We start from the raw sequence: 14,780 nt of genomic DNA on the forward strand, positions 1-14,780 counted from the left end.
TGCGCATGAACCTTGTTTCACGATTCGCCGCCTGCACCGCGCTGCTGCTGAGCCTTCTGCCCGTCGCGTTGCCGGCCCAGCCGCGGGCAGTGCCCGCCATTCGCTGGGTCGCCAGCTGGGCCGCCGCGCCGCAGGACTACCTGAAGGCGCCCGCGCTCCCCGGCATCCAGACTTCGCCGGCGGGTGCGCCGCCCCCTGTCATCGACGGCCAGACCCTGCGCCTGCGCGTGTTGCCGACGCTGGGCGGCGAGCGTGTACGTGTTCGCTTTTCCAACCTGTTCGGCAAAGAGCCCTTGCGCATCGTCGGCGCCAGCGTGGCGCGCAGCACCGGCCCCGATGCGGTGTCGCCGGCGACGCTGCAAGATCTGCGTTTCGGTGGCCTGGCGAGCGCGACGATCGCTCCGGGCGAGGAGCTCTGGAGCGATGGCGCACGGCTCGGTGTCGAGCCCGGGCAGGCCGTGGCGGTGAGCTTTCAGGTCGAGGCGCGCACGTCCTTCGCGACCGTGCATCATCTTGGAAGCACATCGATGGTGCCGGGGCCTGCGCTCATGCAGCCGAAGTGGCGCAATGCAACGCCGTCGTCATGGAACCACATCGTGACCGGCCTCGACGTCGCCAGCCCGGCCGCGCCGCGCGTGGTGGTCGCATTCGGCGACTCCATCACCCAAGGCCTGGGTGCCGGCGAGGGGCAGGCGCTGCCCTCGCGCTATCCGGACCGGCTCGCGACGCGCATGCGCGAGCAGCCCGGCAGTGCCGGGTCCGTGGCGGTGATCAATGCCGGCATCGCCGGCAACCGCTTGCTCACCGATGGCGTCGGCCCGCGGGGCATCGAGCGCTTCCGGCGCGACGTGCTGGCGCAAAGCGGCGTCACGCATGCGGTGATCCTGATCGGCATCAACGACATCGGCCTCAGCTTGCCCATCGCGGTACAGGGGCTCGCGCCGGTGTTCCATCCGCCCAGCGCCGAGCAGATCACGGCCGCTTTGCAGCAGCTGATCGAGGAGGCGCATGCCAAGGGCGTGAAGGTGCTGCTGGGCACCATCACGCCCTTCAAGGGCGCGGTCTCCTGGAGCGAGGAAAAGGAGATTCGCCGGCAGGCGGTGAACCGCTGGATCCGCGGCCGCCAGGACGTGGATGCGGTGGTGGATTTCGATCGGGCCTTGCGCAATCCGGCCGATCCGGCGGCGCTCGATCCGCTCCACGACGGGGGTGATCACTTGCATCCCGGCAACGCCGGCTATGCCGCGATGGCGGATGCCATCGACGTGCGCGAACTGCGGGAATAGCGCCTTCGGCAGGCAGCAAGAGGCGACACAGCTTTACACAAGATTTCGCGTGAGGCTTACACGGGCTTCACATCGGCCAGGGACGATGAAGGCTCCAACAACTCATGAGGAGCCCCCCCCATGAAAAAACTTGCTGTCACCTTGGCCGTGGGCGCCGCGTCCCTTCTTTCGGTGGGCGCCGCCGTGACGATACCGACCACCGCGCAGGCCCAGCCCGCGGTCATCATCCAGACGCCGCCACCGCCGCCGCGCTCCGAACGCATGCCGCCGCCGCGCCGCGGCTATGTGTGGGCGCCCGGCCACTACGAGTGGCATGGTGGGCGCCATGTCTGGGTTCGCGGCGGATGGGTTCGCGCACGATCCGGCTATGCCTACCGTGCGCCGGAATGGCGTGAACGCGATGGCCGCTGGGAATACAACCGCGGCCGCTGGGACCGCGACCGCGACGGCGTGCCGAACCGCTACGACCGCGACCGCGACAACGACGGCGTGCCCAATCGCTACGACAGCCGGCCTAACAATCCGAACAGAAATTGAGTAGCCAGGAAGAACGCCCGTCTCGCCGGGCGTTTTTCTTTCTAGAGCATCCGGAACACCATCGGCATCAGCAACGCAGCCAGCACCACCTGCATGCCCAGCGCCAAGCCTGCATACGCGCCCGCATCGGCATCCACGTGCAACGCACGCGCCGCGCCGATGCCATGGGCCGTGGTGCCGAGCGCAAAGCCGCGCGCCGCATAGCCGGTGGCATCGGTACCGATGCGCAGCGCGTCGAAGAGGTACTTCCCCGAGAGCGCGCCGATCATGCCGGTGAGCACCGCGAACACTGCAGACAGTGCCGGAATGCCGCCGATCTTTTCCGAGATGCCCATTGCCACCGGCGCCGTGACCGACTTGGGCGCGAGCGAGAGCACCACGTCGTGCGGCAGGCCCACCGCCCAGCCCAGCGCGACGGCCGATCCGCCCGCCGCCACGCCGCCTGCCAGCGCCGCGAGCAAGAGGCGGCCAAAGCGCGCGCGCAGTTCGGCGCGCCGCTGCCACAAGGGCCAGGCCAGCGCCACCACCGCCGGACCCAGCAGGAAGTGGATGAACTGCGCGCCCGCGAAGTAGCTCGGGTAGTCCACGCCCGTGGCCAGCAGCCCGCCCGCGAGCGCGATCACCGACCACAGCACTGGGTTGGCCCAGGGCGCGCTGCCCAGCTTCGCGTAGGCCGCGTTTGCCAGCAGGTAGACCACCAGCGTGGCCGTGAGGCCGAAGAGCGGCGTGGCCGAGAGATAGATCCAGAGTTCGACGAAGCGCGGCACGGCTCAGGTCTTGTTCTTCTTGCGGTTGAATCCATGGAGCACCAGCACGGTCACCGCCAGCCCGATCCAGGTCGACAGCACGACGACGAAGAGCATGCGCCCACCGTACTGGCCGAGGAGCGCGAGATGCGTCATCACACCGACGCCGACCGGAATGAACAGCAGCGACAGGTGCGCGAGCATGAAGCTCGCGCATTCGGCCACCGGCTCGCGCACCGCGGGGAAGTAGAGCGCGCCGAGCAGCAACATCAAGCCGAGTACCGGCCCGGGCAGCGGCAGCGACAAGCCACGAGAGAGCACTTCGCCGATCGACTGGAACACGAGCAGCCAGGCCAGGCCGCGCAAGCCGTTCATCGTGCGTGCCTTCTCATTCAGAAGCGAGGGAGGTCCGGATGCGCCACGCGCCCGCCGCGCACCACTTCGCGGCCGTACTCGGCGCAGCGCTGCAGTGTGGGAATGGCCTTGCCGGGGTTCAGCAGACCTGCCGGATCGAAGGCGCGCTTGACGCCGAACATCTGCTCGTTCTCCTCGGCCGTGAACTGCACGCACATGCTGTTGAGCTTCTCTACGCCCACGCCGTGCTCGCCCGACACCGTGCCGCCCATCGCGACGCTGGTCTCCAGGATGTCGGCGCCGAAGAGCTCGCAGCGGTGCAGCTCGTCGGGGTCGTTGGCATCGAAGAGCACCAGCGGATGCAGGTTGCCGTCGCCGGCATGGAACACGTTGCAGCAGCGCAGGTTGTACTTCTTCTCCATCTGCTGGATCGCGAGCAGGATGTCGGCCAGGCGCTTGCGCGGGATGGTCGAGTCGAGGCACATGTAGTCGGGGCTGATGCGGCCCGAGGCCGGGAAGGCGTTCTTGCGGCCGCTCCAGAACTTCAGGCGCTCGTCCTCGTCGCGGCTCACCGAGAGCGCGGTGGCGCCGCAATCGCGCAGCACGGCGCTCATGCGACCGATCTCTTCTTCGACCTCCTCGGGCGTGCCGTCGGATTCGCACAGCAGGATGGCTTCGGCGTCGAGATCGTAGCCGGCGCGCACGAAGTCCTCGACCGCGGCCGTCATCGGCTTGTCCATCATCTCGAGACCCGCCGGGATGATGCCGGCCGCGATCACGGCCGCCACCGCATCGCCGGCTTTGCGCACGTCGTCGAAGCTGGCCATGATGCAGCGCGCGAGCCGCGGCTTGGGCACCAGCTTGACGGTGACCTCGGTGGTCACGGCCAGCATGCCTTCGCTGCCGATCACGAGCGCGAGCAGGTCCAGGCCCGCGCAATCGAGCGCCTCGCTGCCGAACTCGATCGCCTCACCTTCGGCGGTGAAGCCGCGCACGCGCAGCACGTTGTGCAGCGTGAGGCCGTACTTGAGGCAGTGCACCCCGCCCGAATTCTCTGCCACGTTGCCGCCGATGGTGCAGGCGATCTGGCTCGAAGGGTCGGGCGCGTAGTAGAGGTTGAAAGGCGCGGCCGCCTCGCTGATCGCGAGGTTGCGCACCCCGCACTGGACGACCGCGGTGCGGCTGACCGGGTCGATCTTCAGGATGTTGTTGAACTTGGCCAGCGAGAGCGTGACGCCGACGGCGTTGGGCATCGCGCCGCCCGAGAGCCCGGTGCCCGCGCCGCGCGCCACGACGGGCACGCCGAGCGCGTGGCAGGTCTTGAGCACGGCCGCAACCTGCGCCTCGGTCTCCGGCAAGGCCACGGCCAGCGGCCGCTGGCGGTAGGCGGTGAGGCCATCGCACTCGTAGGGCGTGGTGTCCTCGGCGTTCCAGATCAGCGCGTGCGCCGGCAGGTGGGCCTGCAGCGCGCGCACCACCTGCGACTGGCGTTCGGAGGCGTGGAGCGCGTTCATGGAAAAGACTCTACTACTTGAACACCACCGTCCGGTGTCCGTTCTGCAGCACGCGGTGCTCGCTGTGCCACTTCACGGCGCGGGCCAGCACCTGGCTCTCGGTGTCGCGGCCGCGCGCCGTCAGGTCTTCGACGGTGTCGGTGTGGTCGGCGCGTTCCACGTCCTGCTCGATGATCGGACCCTCGTCGAGGTCGGCGGTCACGTAGTGGGCGGTGGCGCCGATCAGCTTCACGCCGCGGTCATGCGCCTGGTAGTAGGGCTTGGCGCCCTTGAAACTGGGCAGGAAGGAATGGTGGATGTTGATGGCGCGGCCGGCCAGCTGGGTGCACAGCTCGTTGCTGAGGATCTGCATGTAGCGCGCCAGCACCACCAGCTCGGCGCCTTCGGCTTCGATGATCTCCAGCTGCTTCGCCTCGCCCTGGGCCTTGGTCGCGGCCGTCACCGGGATGTGGTGGAAGGGCACGTTGTAGCTGGCGGCCAGCTGGTAGAAGTCGCGGTGGTTCGAGATGATGGCGCGCACGTCGATCGCGAGCAGGCCGCTCTTCCAGCGGAACAGCAGGTCGTTGAGGCAATGGCCTTCCTTGCTGACCAGGATCACGGTCTTCATCGGCTCGGCCGCGGCGTGCAGCTTCCAGCGCATGTCGAAGCTTTGGGCCAGGCCGGCGATCTGCTCGCGCAAGGCGGCTTCGCTCTGGTCGCAGGCAAAGCGCACGCGCATGAAGAACAGGCCCGTGCCGTGGTCGTTGTACTGCGCCGCTTCTTCGATGTTGCCGCCGCGCTCGAGCAGAAAGCCTGAGACGGCATGGACGATGCCGGTGCGGTCGGGGCAGGAAAGGGTGAGGATATACGCGGGGGTCATAAGGGCGGAGATTGTCGCAGGGCTGCCGGGCAACGCAGCCGGTGCCAAAATGCCCTTCTCCCCTTCAGCGCCTCCCCGGCAGGAGTGACCCATGGCCTACAACGACTTCACCATGGACAACCAGTGGTTGCCCTTCACCCCCAACCGCCACTTCAAGAAGGACCCGCGGGTCTTCGTGGCCGCCGACGGGATGGAGTTCACCACCCATGACGGCAAGAAGGTGATCGACGGCATCTCCTCGCTCTGGTGCGTGGGCGCGGGCCACAACCGCAAGCCCATCAACGAGGCGATCAAGAAGCAGCTCGACACGCTCGACTACGCGACCGCCTTCCAGGTCAGCAACGACCGTGCTTTCAAGGCCGCCGAGATGATCGCCGCGATGGCGCCGGGCGACCTCAACAAGGTGCTGTTCTGCAACTCCGGCAGCGAAGCCGCCGACACCTCGCTGAAGGTGGCGCTGGCCTACCACCGCGCGCGCGGGGAAGGGCACCGCAATCTCTTCATCGGCCGCGAGAAGGGCTACCACGGCGTCGGCTTCGGCGGCATGTCGGTGGGCGGCATTCCGGGCAACCGCAAGGTGTTCGGCTCGGCCTTTTTGCCGCGCGTGGACCACATGCGCTTCATCCACGATCCGGTGAACCATGCCTACATCCACAACCAGGAGCCGGTGTGGGCCGAGGATCCGCTGGCCGACCTGGAGCAGCGCATCCTGCCGCTGCACGACCCGAGCAACGTGGCCGCGATCATCGTCGAGCCGGTGGCGGGTTCCGCCGGCTGGTACCTGCCGCCCAAAGGCTACCTGCAGAAGCTGCGCGAGATCTGCGACAAGCACGGCATCCTCCTGATCTTCGACGAGGTCATCACCGGCTTCGGCCGCATGGGCACCAACTTCGCCTCCGACTACTACGGCGTGGTGCCCGACATGCTGAACTTTGCCAAGTGCGTGACCAACGGCGTGATCCCGCTGGGCGGCGTGATCTGCCGCGACAAGCTGTACGACGCGATGATGAACACCTCGGCGCCCGAGCATGTGGTCGAGTTCTTCCACGGCTACACCTATTCGGGCCATCCGGTGGCTTGCGCGGCAGCGATTGCGACGCTCGAGCTGCTGCGGAAGGAGCAGCTGTTCCCGCGCGCGGGCGAAATGGGCAAGGTGCTGGGCGATGCCTTCCACAGCACCTTCAAGGGCCTGCCGAACGTGATCGGCATCCGCAGCCTGGGCCTGGCCGCTGCGGTCGAACTCGCGCCGATCGCGGGCTCACCGGGCAAGCGGGCCTACGACATCTTCCTGGACTGCTATCACAAGGGGGCGCTGGTGCGGCCGGCGGGTGACGTGATCGTGATCGCACCGCCCTTCGTCGTCGAGAAGTCGCATATCGACACGCTGGTCAACACGCTGGCCGACTCCATCAAGAAGAACGCTTGACCCCGGCGCAGTAGTCTTTTTCCGGCAAGGCAGGCGTGAGCCACACGGCGTCGAAGGCGCCGGGCTCGCGCGCTGTCATCGGTACGCCGGCCTGCAGTTGAACCGTCTTCACCGCCAGGTCGCTCGGCAGGTGCTGCGGCACGCCGAGCGCCTTGGCGGTATGGCCGGCGCCGCTCAGCAGCAGTACGGTCTTGCCCGGCACCCGCGCCTTGACGATCGCCTGCGCCATCGCGCGGTCGCGCGCGATCTGGATGCGCGTCATCGGGCCGATCTGCGATTCGGGCAGCAGGTTGCAGTGGCCGTTGCGCACCGCGTCCTGCTGCGTCTTGTGCGCTTCCTTGCCGAGCTGCACATCGAGCGACACGTCGGCCATCGCATCCTTCATGCGTTCGCGCGGAAGGTTGGCGCCGACGACGGGCACGCCCGCGCGCACCGCGGCCATCACGGCCGGGCCGTAGGCGCTCCAGGGCCAGGCCTTCTCGTTCCAGTTCAGCGCGGCCTGCACCTGCGCTTCGGTCGCAGTGGTCGCGAGGCCAGCCGTGGTCGCGCCTTCTTCCGCCATCTCGAGCGCCAAGGCGGCCAGGCGGCCGCGTGCGGCCAGTGTCTCGACCGTCTCGCGCTCGATCACCTGGTGTTCGGCGACGTCGTGCTGTTCGCCCAGCAGCAGCGCGTCGGCCGGCAGCAGCGCCATCGCGCGTTGGGCGACCGGTGCATCCGCGCGCGGCGCGAAGACCGTGCAACCGGTGAGGATGGCCACGGCCACGATCAAGGACGGCGTGAAAGAGCGTCGAAACAGCATCGAGCCATACTATGCGACAGCGGCCGCAGCGCGCCGCCGTCCATTTCCCCGTTTTCCTGTCCGTGTCCCTCCGCTTTTCGGTTCGCGTCCTCGCCACGCTCTTGCTTGCACTCGTGGCGGCCGGCCTCTGCCTTGCCCTGCACACGCCGCTGCCCTGGATGATCGGGCCGCTGCTGGCGGTGTCCCTGGCCTCGATCGCCGGCGCGCCGACCGCCAGCCACACGCCCTTGCGCAATGCGGGGCAGTGGGTGATCGGCGTCGCGCTGGGCCTCTACTTCACGCCGCAGGTGGTCGCTCTGGTGGCTGGCGTGTGGTGGGCCATCGTGCTCGCCATCGTCTGGGCGCTGGCGCTGGGCTGGGCCTTCGGTTGGAGCTTGCAGCGCTTGCATGCGGATCGGATGCCGCATGTACCTGCACGTTCCATGAGAGCCACGACTTACTTCGCAGGTGCGATCGGCGGCGCGTCCGAAATGACGCTGCTGGCCGAACGCGTTGGCGCGCGCACCGATCTGGTCGCTGCCGCGCACAGCCTGCGGCTGGTGCTGGTCACGATCGCGATTCCGTTCGCGATGCAATGGAGCGCGCTGCACGGGCTCGAAATCAATGTGGCCAGCGTGCGCGAGGTGCGCTGGGGCGGGCTGGCGCTGCTCGCGTCGGCCACCGGCATCGGCGGCTTGGTCATGCGGATCGCGGGGCGCACCAACCCCTGGTTCATGGGGCCGCTGGTGGTGTCGATGGGATTCACCATGGCCGGCCAGCAGCTGTCGGCCGTGCCGGTGTGGCTGTCGAATGCGGCCCAGCTGGTGATCGCGGTGAGCCTGGGCGTGCGCTTCAGCCGCGAGTTCCTGCACACCGCGCCGCGCTGGCTGGCCACGGTGGCGCTCGGCACGCTGGCGATGATCGCGCTTTGTGGCGCGTTCGCGTGGCTCTTGGCCTTGAGCACGGGGCTGCATCCGGCCACCATGATCCTGGGCACCTCGCCCGGTGGCATCGCCGAGATGGCGATCACCGCGAAGGTGTTGCAGCTGGGGGTGCCGGTGGTGACGGCGTTTCAGGTGTGCCGGCTGGTGGCCGTGCTCTTGATCGTCGGACCGATGTACGGTCAGCTCTATGGAAAGCGCCGCGGCGCTCAGTGAACGAGGACGGGCGTGTGCGCCAATTCGGCGTAGCCCTCGAGCGTGTCTTCGACTTCTTCCTGCGTCGGCGTGTTGAGTTGCCAGGCGGCAATCTGCTGCTGGAACAGTTCGGCCCAGGAACCGTCGAGGTAGACCTCCTTGCCGGAGCGCTTGTCCACAATCTCGAAGCCGTGGCGCGCCAGCACCGGAATGTCGGGCGCTACCGGCGAGTCGCCTTCGGTCGGCTGCACGTGCACGACGACGAAGGAGTCGGAGTCGTAAAGCATTTGCATGGCGGGTCCAGTGAGGATGTCGATGGCATTCATGTTGGTTAGATAGCAATCAACGCGCCAGTTTCAATATGGGCTGTTGTTTTGTAGGTACAGGCCGTGATTTTTTGTGCTTCATTCGGCTTCAGGGACGCATCGACTCCACGCTGCGCAGTTGCAGATCGGCGAAATCGCCGTTGCTCTGGGTCTGCTTGATGCGCACCGGCAGATAGCCGAGTTCAGGCGCCAGCCAGAGCTCGACCTTGTCGTCGAAGGGCTTGCGCGGGTTGCGGGTGAGCTTGCGCGCAGTGAATTCGCCGGCCTGCAGGCTCAGTTTTTCATCGTCTTCGACCTTGAAGATCCAGATGTCGGCGTCCCGCGGGCCCACCGTCTGGATCGCGAAAGCCGCACCGGGCGGATAGCGCCCCGGATCGCCGGCCATCAAGGCGCCGAGTTGCAGGATCACGCTCAGCCGATCCTGCGCGCCCGGCATCAGCGGCACGCTCGGCGCATTGTTGCTGAACACCACCGTGCCCTGATCGCGCATGAAGTGCGAGGCCACCTCGTTCCTGCGCTTGTCCGAGAAGCGTGCCGGTTCGATGCCGTTGGCGCCGATCACGCCGTTGCTGTGCTGGCTGCGGATGGTCCGGAAGAGGAAGTTGAGCGACAGCTGGGCGTCGTACTGCTGGCCATCCTGCAGCCAGGTCAGGTTGCCGAACACGCCCTGCATCGGCGCCATGCCCTGCTGTCCGGTGACCGCGAAGGCGAGCCGCACCGAGCCCGGGATGCGCTGCGGTACCGGTGCTTCGGCCTGGCCTGCGGCGCTGCTGCCGGCCGCAGCGGATGCGCCCTCAGTGGGTGCCGGGGCCGCCCCCTCCGGCGCGGGCTCCGCGGGAACGCCGGCTTCGACCGGCGCCTGGGCCGTCAGATCCGGTCCGACCGCCTCGGCCGCCGCTGGACTCTCGGGCGCAGGGGCGGGCGCCTGCGGACGGGCCACAGGGCGCGGGCGCGCGGGTTTGGGGGGGGGCGGCTTGGCGGTGGCTGCAGGCTGCGGCGCCACCGGCTCCGCAGCCGGCGGCGCGATGACGATGGTGCGCGTGCTGAACTTGTTGGCCAGCGGCGAAGGATGCGGCCCCACGGCCATGGGTGCCAGGCCCAGCAGCGCCAGGTGGGCGAGCAGCACGGCAGCCGCCAGCAGCGCCAGCCCGCGCCAGGGCGGGCGCGGAACAGGGGGCTGGGCGGGGAGGGCGTGCGGGGGCATCGGATGTGGATCGGAACGCGGCGCCAAGGTTCGCTCGGTACACTGCCGCCCGTTCAATCAGTTTAGTAGCGATGCCGTGCCGGCATCCGCCGCCACCCATGAAACTCGCCACCCTCAAAGACGGCTCGCGCGACGGCCAACTGGTCGTCGTTTCGCGCGACCTGGCCAGCGCCCACTACGCCACCGGCATCGCCAGCCGCCTGCAGCAGGTGCTCGACGACTGGGGCTTCATGAGCCCGCAGCTGCAGGACCTGTCGGATTCGCTCAACACCGGCCGCGCGCGCCACGCCTTCCCCTTCGATCCCACGCAATGCATGGCGCCGCTGCCGCGCGCCTACCAGTGGGCCGACGGCTCGGCCTACCTCAACCACGTCGAGTTGGTGCGCAAGGCGCGCAACGCCGAGGTGCCCGAAAGCTTCTACACCGACCCGCTGATGTACCAGGGCGGCAGCGACGATTTCATCGGCCCCTGCGACCGCATCGTGGTCGCGAGCGAAGCCTTCGGCATCGATTTCGAGGCCGAGATCGCCGTCGTCACCGGCGACGTGAAGATGGGCGCGAGCCCCGCGCAAGCGCTCGACGGCATCCGCCTGGTGATGCTCGCCAACGACGTGAGCCTGCGCAACCTGATCCCGGCCGAGCTCGCCAAGGGCTTCGGCTTCTTCCAGAGCAAGCCCGCGACCGCCTTCAGCCCGGTGGCCGTTACGCCGGACGAGCTGGGCGAGGCCTGGCAGGGCGGCCGCGTACACCTCACGCTGCAGAGCACCTGGAACGGCCGCAAGGTCGGCATGTGCGACGCGGGCGAGGAGATGACCTTCCACTTCGGCCAGCTGATCGCGCACATCGCCAAGACGCGCAACGTGCGCGCCGGCAGCATCGTCGGCAGCGGCACGGTAAGCAACAAGGGTGTCGAGAAGAACGGCCGCACCGAATGGCCGAAGGGCTACAGCTGCATCGCCGAGAAGCGCTGCATCGAGACCATCCAGGACGGCCAGCCGGCGACCGAGTTCATGACGTACGGCGACACGATCCGGATCGAGATGAAGGGCAAGGACGGGCAGTCGATCTTCGGGGCGATCGATCAGGAAGTGTCGGCGCCGGGCAGCACCGGTCAGCCATAACGCGCGAATTCGTTTCCATCTCGCTTCAGAAGCTGAATGAGCTTGGGATGGGTAAAGAGCTTTTCCTTGCCCGCCTGGACTTCTGCCAGCACGCCCACGCCGACCAGATCCTTCAGGTAGCGTGACGCCGCCTGGCGCTGCGCGATCTGCTGTCGACCAGGTTGCCGATGCGGCAATAAGGCTGCTCGAAGATCGTCTCGACGAGCTCGCGACTGTAGATCTTGGGCAGCTTCTGGCGCACGTAATCGGTGGTGTGTTCGGCGAGACCAGGCATGGCTGCAATCTTGTTCGTGGTCCAGCGCGCGGTTTCTTCGACGGCCCGCAGCATATAGAGCACCCATTCCTCCCAGGCCTGTTCGCGCGTGACCTTCTGCAGCAGCCGGTAGTAGTCGGCCTCGTGAGCAATGATGTAGCGGTAGAGCACCGGCAGCGCGAGCAATTGTTCCTGGATCAGCACCAGGATGTTGATCACCCGGCCGGTGCGGCCGTTTCCGTCGGTGACGGGGTGGATGGCTTCGAACTGGTAGTGGCCCACCGCCATGCGGCGACAGGTCAATTCAACGTGTCGTCATTTTTTGATTTTGACAACATGTCGGCCCTTGCGCGTCGCTGCCAGCGACATGAAGTTGGAACGTGTCACAAATTTACGCTTTTGGCGACACGATCGGCTGAGAGGCACCGCGCAGCAAGGCCTTCAGGCTTCCGATCCCCAGCCGCCGAAACGCGCGGTACTGGTGGGTCCGCACCGTCGTGAGCTCGATGCCGATCTCGCGCGCCGCTTCCTTGGCGGTCTTGCCGGCCATCAGGTGGCCGATCACCTCCCGCTCGCGCAGGCTCAGAGCGAGCAGGCGCGTGGCCAGCGTGGGCTCGGCAGCCTCGCGCGCGGCCATGGCGCTGCGGCCGTGCGCGAGCGTGGCATCGGCCAGCAGCGTGGCATGCGTTTCGAGCAGCGCGAAATCGGCGTCGCCGAAATCGGGCTGGGCGAGGCTGCGGTAGAAGCTCACCGCTGTGCGCTGGCCGGTCGGCAACAAGAGCAGGATCGAGGCACGCTCGCGGATGCCGACGTCGCCGTAGCAGGCGGCGCGATAGGCCGGGTCTGCCACCTCCTCGGCACGCTGGTGGCCGAGCCACAGCTGCGGGCGCTTGGGCAGCTTGCGCTTCGCCAACCAGACCATGTTGGGATCGAGCAGGTCGAAGCGTTGCGCCACGTAGCGCTCCGAAGTGCGCTCGGCCGTGTTGCCGTAGGTGCTCGCAGCGGACACCGTTTCGATGCGGCCGGTGGCACTCACCGCGAACACGGTGCAGAAGGTCACCGGCAGCACGCGGTGCATGGCGCCGAGGTAGCTGGCCGCCAGGTGCGGCGTGCCGACGCCGGCGAGCACGCCGCTGACCACGGGGGCCGCCAGCGCATGCTCGGCGGCGCGAAGAGGCCAGCGCCTCATGGGGATCTCAGGGTTAACACTTCGTACGAAGTTACGACATCGGCGGAAGGAAGGCATCGGGACAATCCCTTCGCATGAACACCGCTGTCGCCCCGAAGCCCGCCGCGCGCGCCGGCGATGCCGCCACCGGGCCGCTGCCTCCGGTGGCCGGCGAGTTGCCGCCGTCGGTCGGCGACTTCCACTACACGCGTTTCGATCCGCGGTTGCCGGCGCTCGAGGACGGCGTCGAACCGGGCCGCCATCCGGTCGTGATCGCCGGCGGCGGCCCGGTCGGCATGTCGCTCGCGCTGGGCCTGGCCAACCACGGCATGAAGAGCGTGATCCTGGAAGCCGACGACACGGTCTGCGTCGGCAGCCGCGCGGCCTGCGTCTCGCGCCGCAGCCTGGAGATCATCGAACGGCTCGGCGCGCTGCCGGCCTTCCTGGCCAAGGGCCTGCCCTGGACCGGCGGGCGTAGCTTCTACAAGACCGACGAGGTGTTCCGCTTCGAGATGCCGCACGACGAGCGCCAGAAGCTGCCGCCGATGATCAACCTCGAGCAGTACTACATCGAGCAGTACCTGGTGGACGCGATCCATCGCCGCAACGAAACATCGCCCGGAACGATCGACATCCGCTGGGGCACCGAGCTCGCCGGCTTCGCGCAGGATGACGAAGGTCTGCGGCTGCAGGCGCACAACGCGCTCGGCAGCTACGCGCTGCAGGCCCGGTGGCTGGTCGGCTGCGACGGCGGCCAGAGCTTCGTGCGCAAGTCGCTGGGCCTCAATCTCGAGGGCACGGCCTACGAGGGCCGCTACGTGATCATCGACATCGAGCTGCACAGCACGCACCCCACCGAGCGCCGCGCCTGGTTCGATCCGCCCTGGAACCCGGGTTCGACCGTGCTGATGCATCGCCAGCCCGACGACATCTGGCGCATCGACTACCAGCTGCGCGCCGGCCAGAGCACCGAGGAGGCGCTGCAGCCCGCTGCGGTGCAGGAATTCGTGCAGCGCCATCTGGAAGCCATCGGCGAAGGCCACCTGCCCTGGAAGACGGTCTGGACCTCGGTCTACCGCGCCGGCGCGATGACGCTCGACAGCTACCGCCACGGGCGCGTGCTCTTCGCCGGCAATGCCGCCCACGCAATGCCGATCTTCGGCGTGCGTGGCCTCAATTCGGGCTTCGACGATGCCGACAACCTCGCATGGAAGCTGGCGCTGGTGGCGCGCGGCGTGTCCGATGCCGCGCTTCTCGACAGCTACTCGCAGGAGCGCATCGCGGCCTTCCACATCAATGCCGAAAGCGCGATGCGCAGCACCGAATTCATGTCGCCGCCGTCGCGCGGCTTCGACCTGCTGCGCGAAGCCGCGCTTTCGCTCTCGGGCGCGCATCGCGAGATCGCGAACCTGATCAATCCGCGGCAGACGCAGGCGGTGCAATACGAGGCCTCGGCGCTGTCCAGCGCGAGCGACGAACTCTCGGCCGGACCCAAGCCGGGCGAAGCGATGCCCGAGCAGCAGCTGTCGGCCGAGCTGCATCTCACCGACTGGCTGGGTCCGATGTTCACCGTGCTCGTGCTCAACATCGATCGCAAAAAAGACGCCGCGCTCGAAGCCGAACTCGCGGCCGCGCAGGCCGGCCCGCTGAAGGCGGTGCTGCGCAAGCTGCCGCCGGGCGCCGCCGATGCCGCGGTGTTCGCGGCCCTGGGCGCGCAGGACGGCGCCGTCTATCTGCTGCGCCCCGACGGCCACGTCGCCGCGCGCTGGCGCCGCGTGCCGCCGGGCGCGCTCTCGCAGGCCCTGGCGCGTGCGTCCGCATTGGCAACAAAGGAGGCCGCATGACTGCTGCACTGAGCCCCGAAGCGCGCGACCGTCTCTACGCCGACTGCGCGCGCGCCATCAGCGAGGCGGGCGTGGAACGAGAATCGCTGTTCCTTGCCCGGCTCGCGCTGCTGCTGTTCGAGCAGGTCGGCGACGAAGCGCGCTGCCGGGCCGCGCTGGCGCATGCGCTGGACCGACTGCCCACACCCTCGCTGTCTGCCGCGCCGGCCGACGAGCGCGCGAGCTGAC

At 68.1% G+C, this 14,780-nt stretch carries 17 protein-coding genes; 7 read left to right on the forward strand and 10 right to left on the reverse strand.

What is annotated here, in order from left to right:
* Positions 1–5 precede the first annotated feature (5 nt).
* A complete protein-coding gene (locus BLS74_RS09985; RefSeq protein ID WP_093105151.1) occupies positions 6–1,286 on the forward strand; it encodes an SGNH/GDSL hydrolase family protein in 1,281 nt (426 codons plus the stop codon).
* A 120-nt stretch (positions 1,287–1,406) separates the two neighbouring features.
* Positions 1,407–1,823: a YXWGXW repeat-containing protein gene (locus BLS74_RS09990; protein WP_093105154.1), complete on the forward strand. Its 417-nt coding sequence runs from the start codon at positions 1,407–1,409 to the stop codon at positions 1,821–1,823.
* Between the two features lie 41 nt (positions 1,824–1,864).
* Here BLS74_RS09990 and BLS74_RS09995 read toward each other — a convergent pair whose 3' ends face one another.
* From BLS74_RS09995 to purU, 4 genes are read right to left on the reverse strand one after another with little or no spacing between them, the layout of a single operon-like run.
* The gene (locus tag BLS74_RS09995; protein ID WP_093105156.1) at positions 1,865–2,590 is read right to left on the reverse strand and encodes an LrgB family protein; all 726 of its coding nucleotides are present in this window, start codon (positions 2,588–2,590) and stop codon (positions 1,865–1,867) included.
* A gap of 3 nt (positions 2,591–2,593) precedes the next feature.
* Complete coding sequence (locus BLS74_RS10000) at positions 2,594–2,944, reverse strand: CidA/LrgA family protein (RefSeq protein WP_093105159.1); 351 nt, start codon at positions 2,942–2,944, stop codon at positions 2,594–2,596.
* A 17-nt stretch (positions 2,945–2,961) separates the two neighbouring features.
* A complete protein-coding gene (locus BLS74_RS10005; protein WP_093105161.1) occupies positions 2,962–4,437 on the reverse strand; it encodes an FAD-linked oxidase C-terminal domain-containing protein in 1,476 nt (491 codons plus the stop codon).
* 13 nt (positions 4,438–4,450) lie between these two features.
* Complete coding sequence (gene purU / locus BLS74_RS10010) at positions 4,451–5,296, reverse strand: formyltetrahydrofolate deformylase (RefSeq protein WP_093105164.1); 846 nt, start codon at positions 5,294–5,296, stop codon at positions 4,451–4,453.
* A gap of 91 nt (positions 5,297–5,387) precedes the next feature.
* On the opposite strand from purU, the gene BLS74_RS10015 reads away from it, so the two are divergent.
* The gene (locus BLS74_RS10015) at positions 5,388–6,722 is read left to right on the forward strand and encodes an omega-aminotransferase AptA (protein WP_093105167.1); all 1,335 of its coding nucleotides are present in this window, start codon (positions 5,388–5,390) and stop codon (positions 6,720–6,722) included.
* Here the strand turns inward: BLS74_RS10015 and BLS74_RS10020 are convergent.
* Entirely contained in the window at positions 6,706–7,521 is an 816-nt protein-coding gene (locus BLS74_RS10020; protein WP_093105169.1) for a ChaN family lipoprotein, read from the reverse strand. The two genes, BLS74_RS10015 and BLS74_RS10020, sit on opposite strands and share 17 nt — an antisense overlap.
* Before the next feature lie 62 nt (positions 7,522–7,583).
* On the opposite strand from BLS74_RS10020, the gene BLS74_RS10025 reads away from it, so the two are divergent.
* A complete protein-coding gene (locus tag BLS74_RS10025) occupies positions 7,584–8,657 on the forward strand; it encodes an AbrB family transcriptional regulator (RefSeq protein WP_244503820.1) in 1,074 nt (357 codons plus the stop codon).
* On the opposite strand, the gene BLS74_RS10030 is transcribed toward BLS74_RS10025, so the two are convergent.
* Both BLS74_RS10030 and BLS74_RS10035 read right to left on the reverse strand, forming a co-directional pair.
* The gene (locus BLS74_RS10030; protein WP_170855562.1) at positions 8,651–8,929 is read right to left on the reverse strand and encodes a BTH_I0359 family protein; all 279 of its coding nucleotides are present in this window, start codon (positions 8,927–8,929) and stop codon (positions 8,651–8,653) included. The genes BLS74_RS10025 and BLS74_RS10030 overlap by 7 nt on opposite strands.
* A 121-nt stretch (positions 8,930–9,050) precedes the next feature.
* Positions 9,051–10,166 carry a DUF3108 domain-containing protein gene (locus BLS74_RS10035; RefSeq protein ID WP_093105465.1) on the reverse strand — a complete coding sequence of 372 codons (1,116 nt, stop codon included), beginning with the start codon at positions 10,164–10,166 and terminating at the stop codon, positions 9,051–9,053.
* A 98-nt stretch (positions 10,167–10,264) separates the two neighbouring features.
* Here BLS74_RS10035 and BLS74_RS10040 point away from each other — a divergent pair, with 98 nt between their 5' ends.
* Positions 10,265–11,287, forward strand: coding sequence for a fumarylacetoacetate hydrolase family protein (locus BLS74_RS10040; RefSeq protein WP_093105177.1), 1,023 nt, complete (start codon positions 10,265–10,267; stop codon positions 11,285–11,287).
* On the opposite strand, the gene BLS74_RS35650 is transcribed toward BLS74_RS10040, so the two are convergent.
* The 3 genes from BLS74_RS35650 to BLS74_RS10050 all read right to left on the reverse strand — a co-directional run bounded on the left by BLS74_RS35650 (position 11,278) and on the right by BLS74_RS10050 (position 12,729).
* The gene (locus BLS74_RS35650; protein ID WP_348272419.1) at positions 11,278–11,385 is read right to left on the reverse strand and encodes a hypothetical protein; all 108 of its coding nucleotides are present in this window, start codon (positions 11,383–11,385) and stop codon (positions 11,278–11,280) included. The two genes, BLS74_RS10040 and BLS74_RS35650, sit on opposite strands and share 10 nt — an antisense overlap.
* Positions 11,386–11,399: 14 nt before the next feature.
* Complete coding sequence (locus BLS74_RS10045; RefSeq protein ID WP_280142628.1) at positions 11,400–11,843, reverse strand: Fic family protein; 444 nt, start codon at positions 11,841–11,843, stop codon at positions 11,400–11,402.
* A gap of 88 nt (positions 11,844–11,931) precedes the next feature.
* Positions 11,932–12,729: a LuxR C-terminal-related transcriptional regulator gene (locus tag BLS74_RS10050; protein ID WP_093105179.1), complete on the reverse strand. Its 798-nt coding sequence runs from the start codon at positions 12,727–12,729 to the stop codon at positions 11,932–11,934.
* 74 nt (positions 12,730–12,803) lie between these two features.
* Between BLS74_RS10050 and BLS74_RS10055 the strand changes: the two genes are divergently transcribed.
* Both BLS74_RS10055 and BLS74_RS10060 read left to right on the forward strand, forming a co-directional pair.
* Positions 12,804–14,552, forward strand: coding sequence for an FAD-dependent monooxygenase (locus BLS74_RS10055; protein ID WP_093105181.1), 1,749 nt, complete (start codon positions 12,804–12,806; stop codon positions 14,550–14,552).
* Complete coding sequence (locus BLS74_RS10060; RefSeq protein ID WP_093105183.1) at positions 14,549–14,779, forward strand: hypothetical protein; 231 nt, start codon at positions 14,549–14,551, stop codon at positions 14,777–14,779. The genes BLS74_RS10055 and BLS74_RS10060 overlap by 4 nt, the downstream gene beginning before the upstream one ends.
* The last annotated feature ends 1 nt before the right edge of the window (position 14,780 follow it).

It is taken from the genome of Variovorax sp. CF079 (assembly GCF_900101545.1).
Lineage (GTDB): Bacteria > Pseudomonadota > Gammaproteobacteria > Burkholderiales > Burkholderiaceae_C > Variovorax.

Coding starts and splice junctions, on each gene's coding strand:
- BLS74_RS10005 (WP_093105161.1), bottom strand. CDS start 4,437: ATGAACGCGCTCCACGCCTCCGAACGCCAGTCGCAGGTGGTGCGCGCG.
- BLS74_RS10015 (WP_093105167.1), top strand. CDS start 5,388: ATGGCCTACAACGACTTCACCATGGACAACCAGTGGTTGCCCTTCACC.
- BLS74_RS10035 (WP_093105465.1), bottom strand. CDS start 10,166: ATGCCCCCGCACGCCCTCCCCGCCCAGCCCCCTGTTCCGCGCCCGCCC.
- BLS74_RS10040 (WP_093105177.1), top strand. CDS start 10,265: ATGAAACTCGCCACCCTCAAAGACGGCTCGCGCGACGGCCAACTGGTC.
- purU (WP_093105164.1), bottom strand. CDS start 5,296: ATGACCCCCGCGTATATCCTCACCCTTTCCTGCCCCGACCGCACCGGC.
- BLS74_RS10055 (WP_093105181.1), top strand. CDS start 12,804: ATGAACACCGCTGTCGCCCCGAAGCCCGCCGCGCGCGCCGGCGATGCC.
- BLS74_RS10020 (WP_093105169.1), bottom strand. CDS start 7,521: ATGCTGTTTCGACGCTCTTTCACGCCGTCCTTGATCGTGGCCGTGGCC.
- BLS74_RS09990 (WP_093105154.1), top strand. CDS start 1,407: ATGAAAAAACTTGCTGTCACCTTGGCCGTGGGCGCCGCGTCCCTTCTT.
- BLS74_RS10030 (WP_170855562.1), bottom strand. CDS start 8,929: ATGCAAATGCTTTACGACTCCGACTCCTTCGTCGTCGTGCACGTGCAG.
- BLS74_RS10000 (WP_093105159.1), bottom strand. CDS start 2,944: ATGAACGGCTTGCGCGGCCTGGCCTGGCTGCTCGTGTTCCAGTCGATC.
- BLS74_RS10050 (WP_093105179.1), bottom strand. CDS start 12,729: ATGAGGCGCTGGCCTCTTCGCGCCGCCGAGCATGCGCTGGCGGCCCCC.
- BLS74_RS09985 (WP_093105151.1), top strand. CDS start 6: ATGAACCTTGTTTCACGATTCGCCGCCTGCACCGCGCTGCTGCTGAGC.
- BLS74_RS10060 (WP_093105183.1), top strand. CDS start 14,549: ATGACTGCTGCACTGAGCCCCGAAGCGCGCGACCGTCTCTACGCCGAC.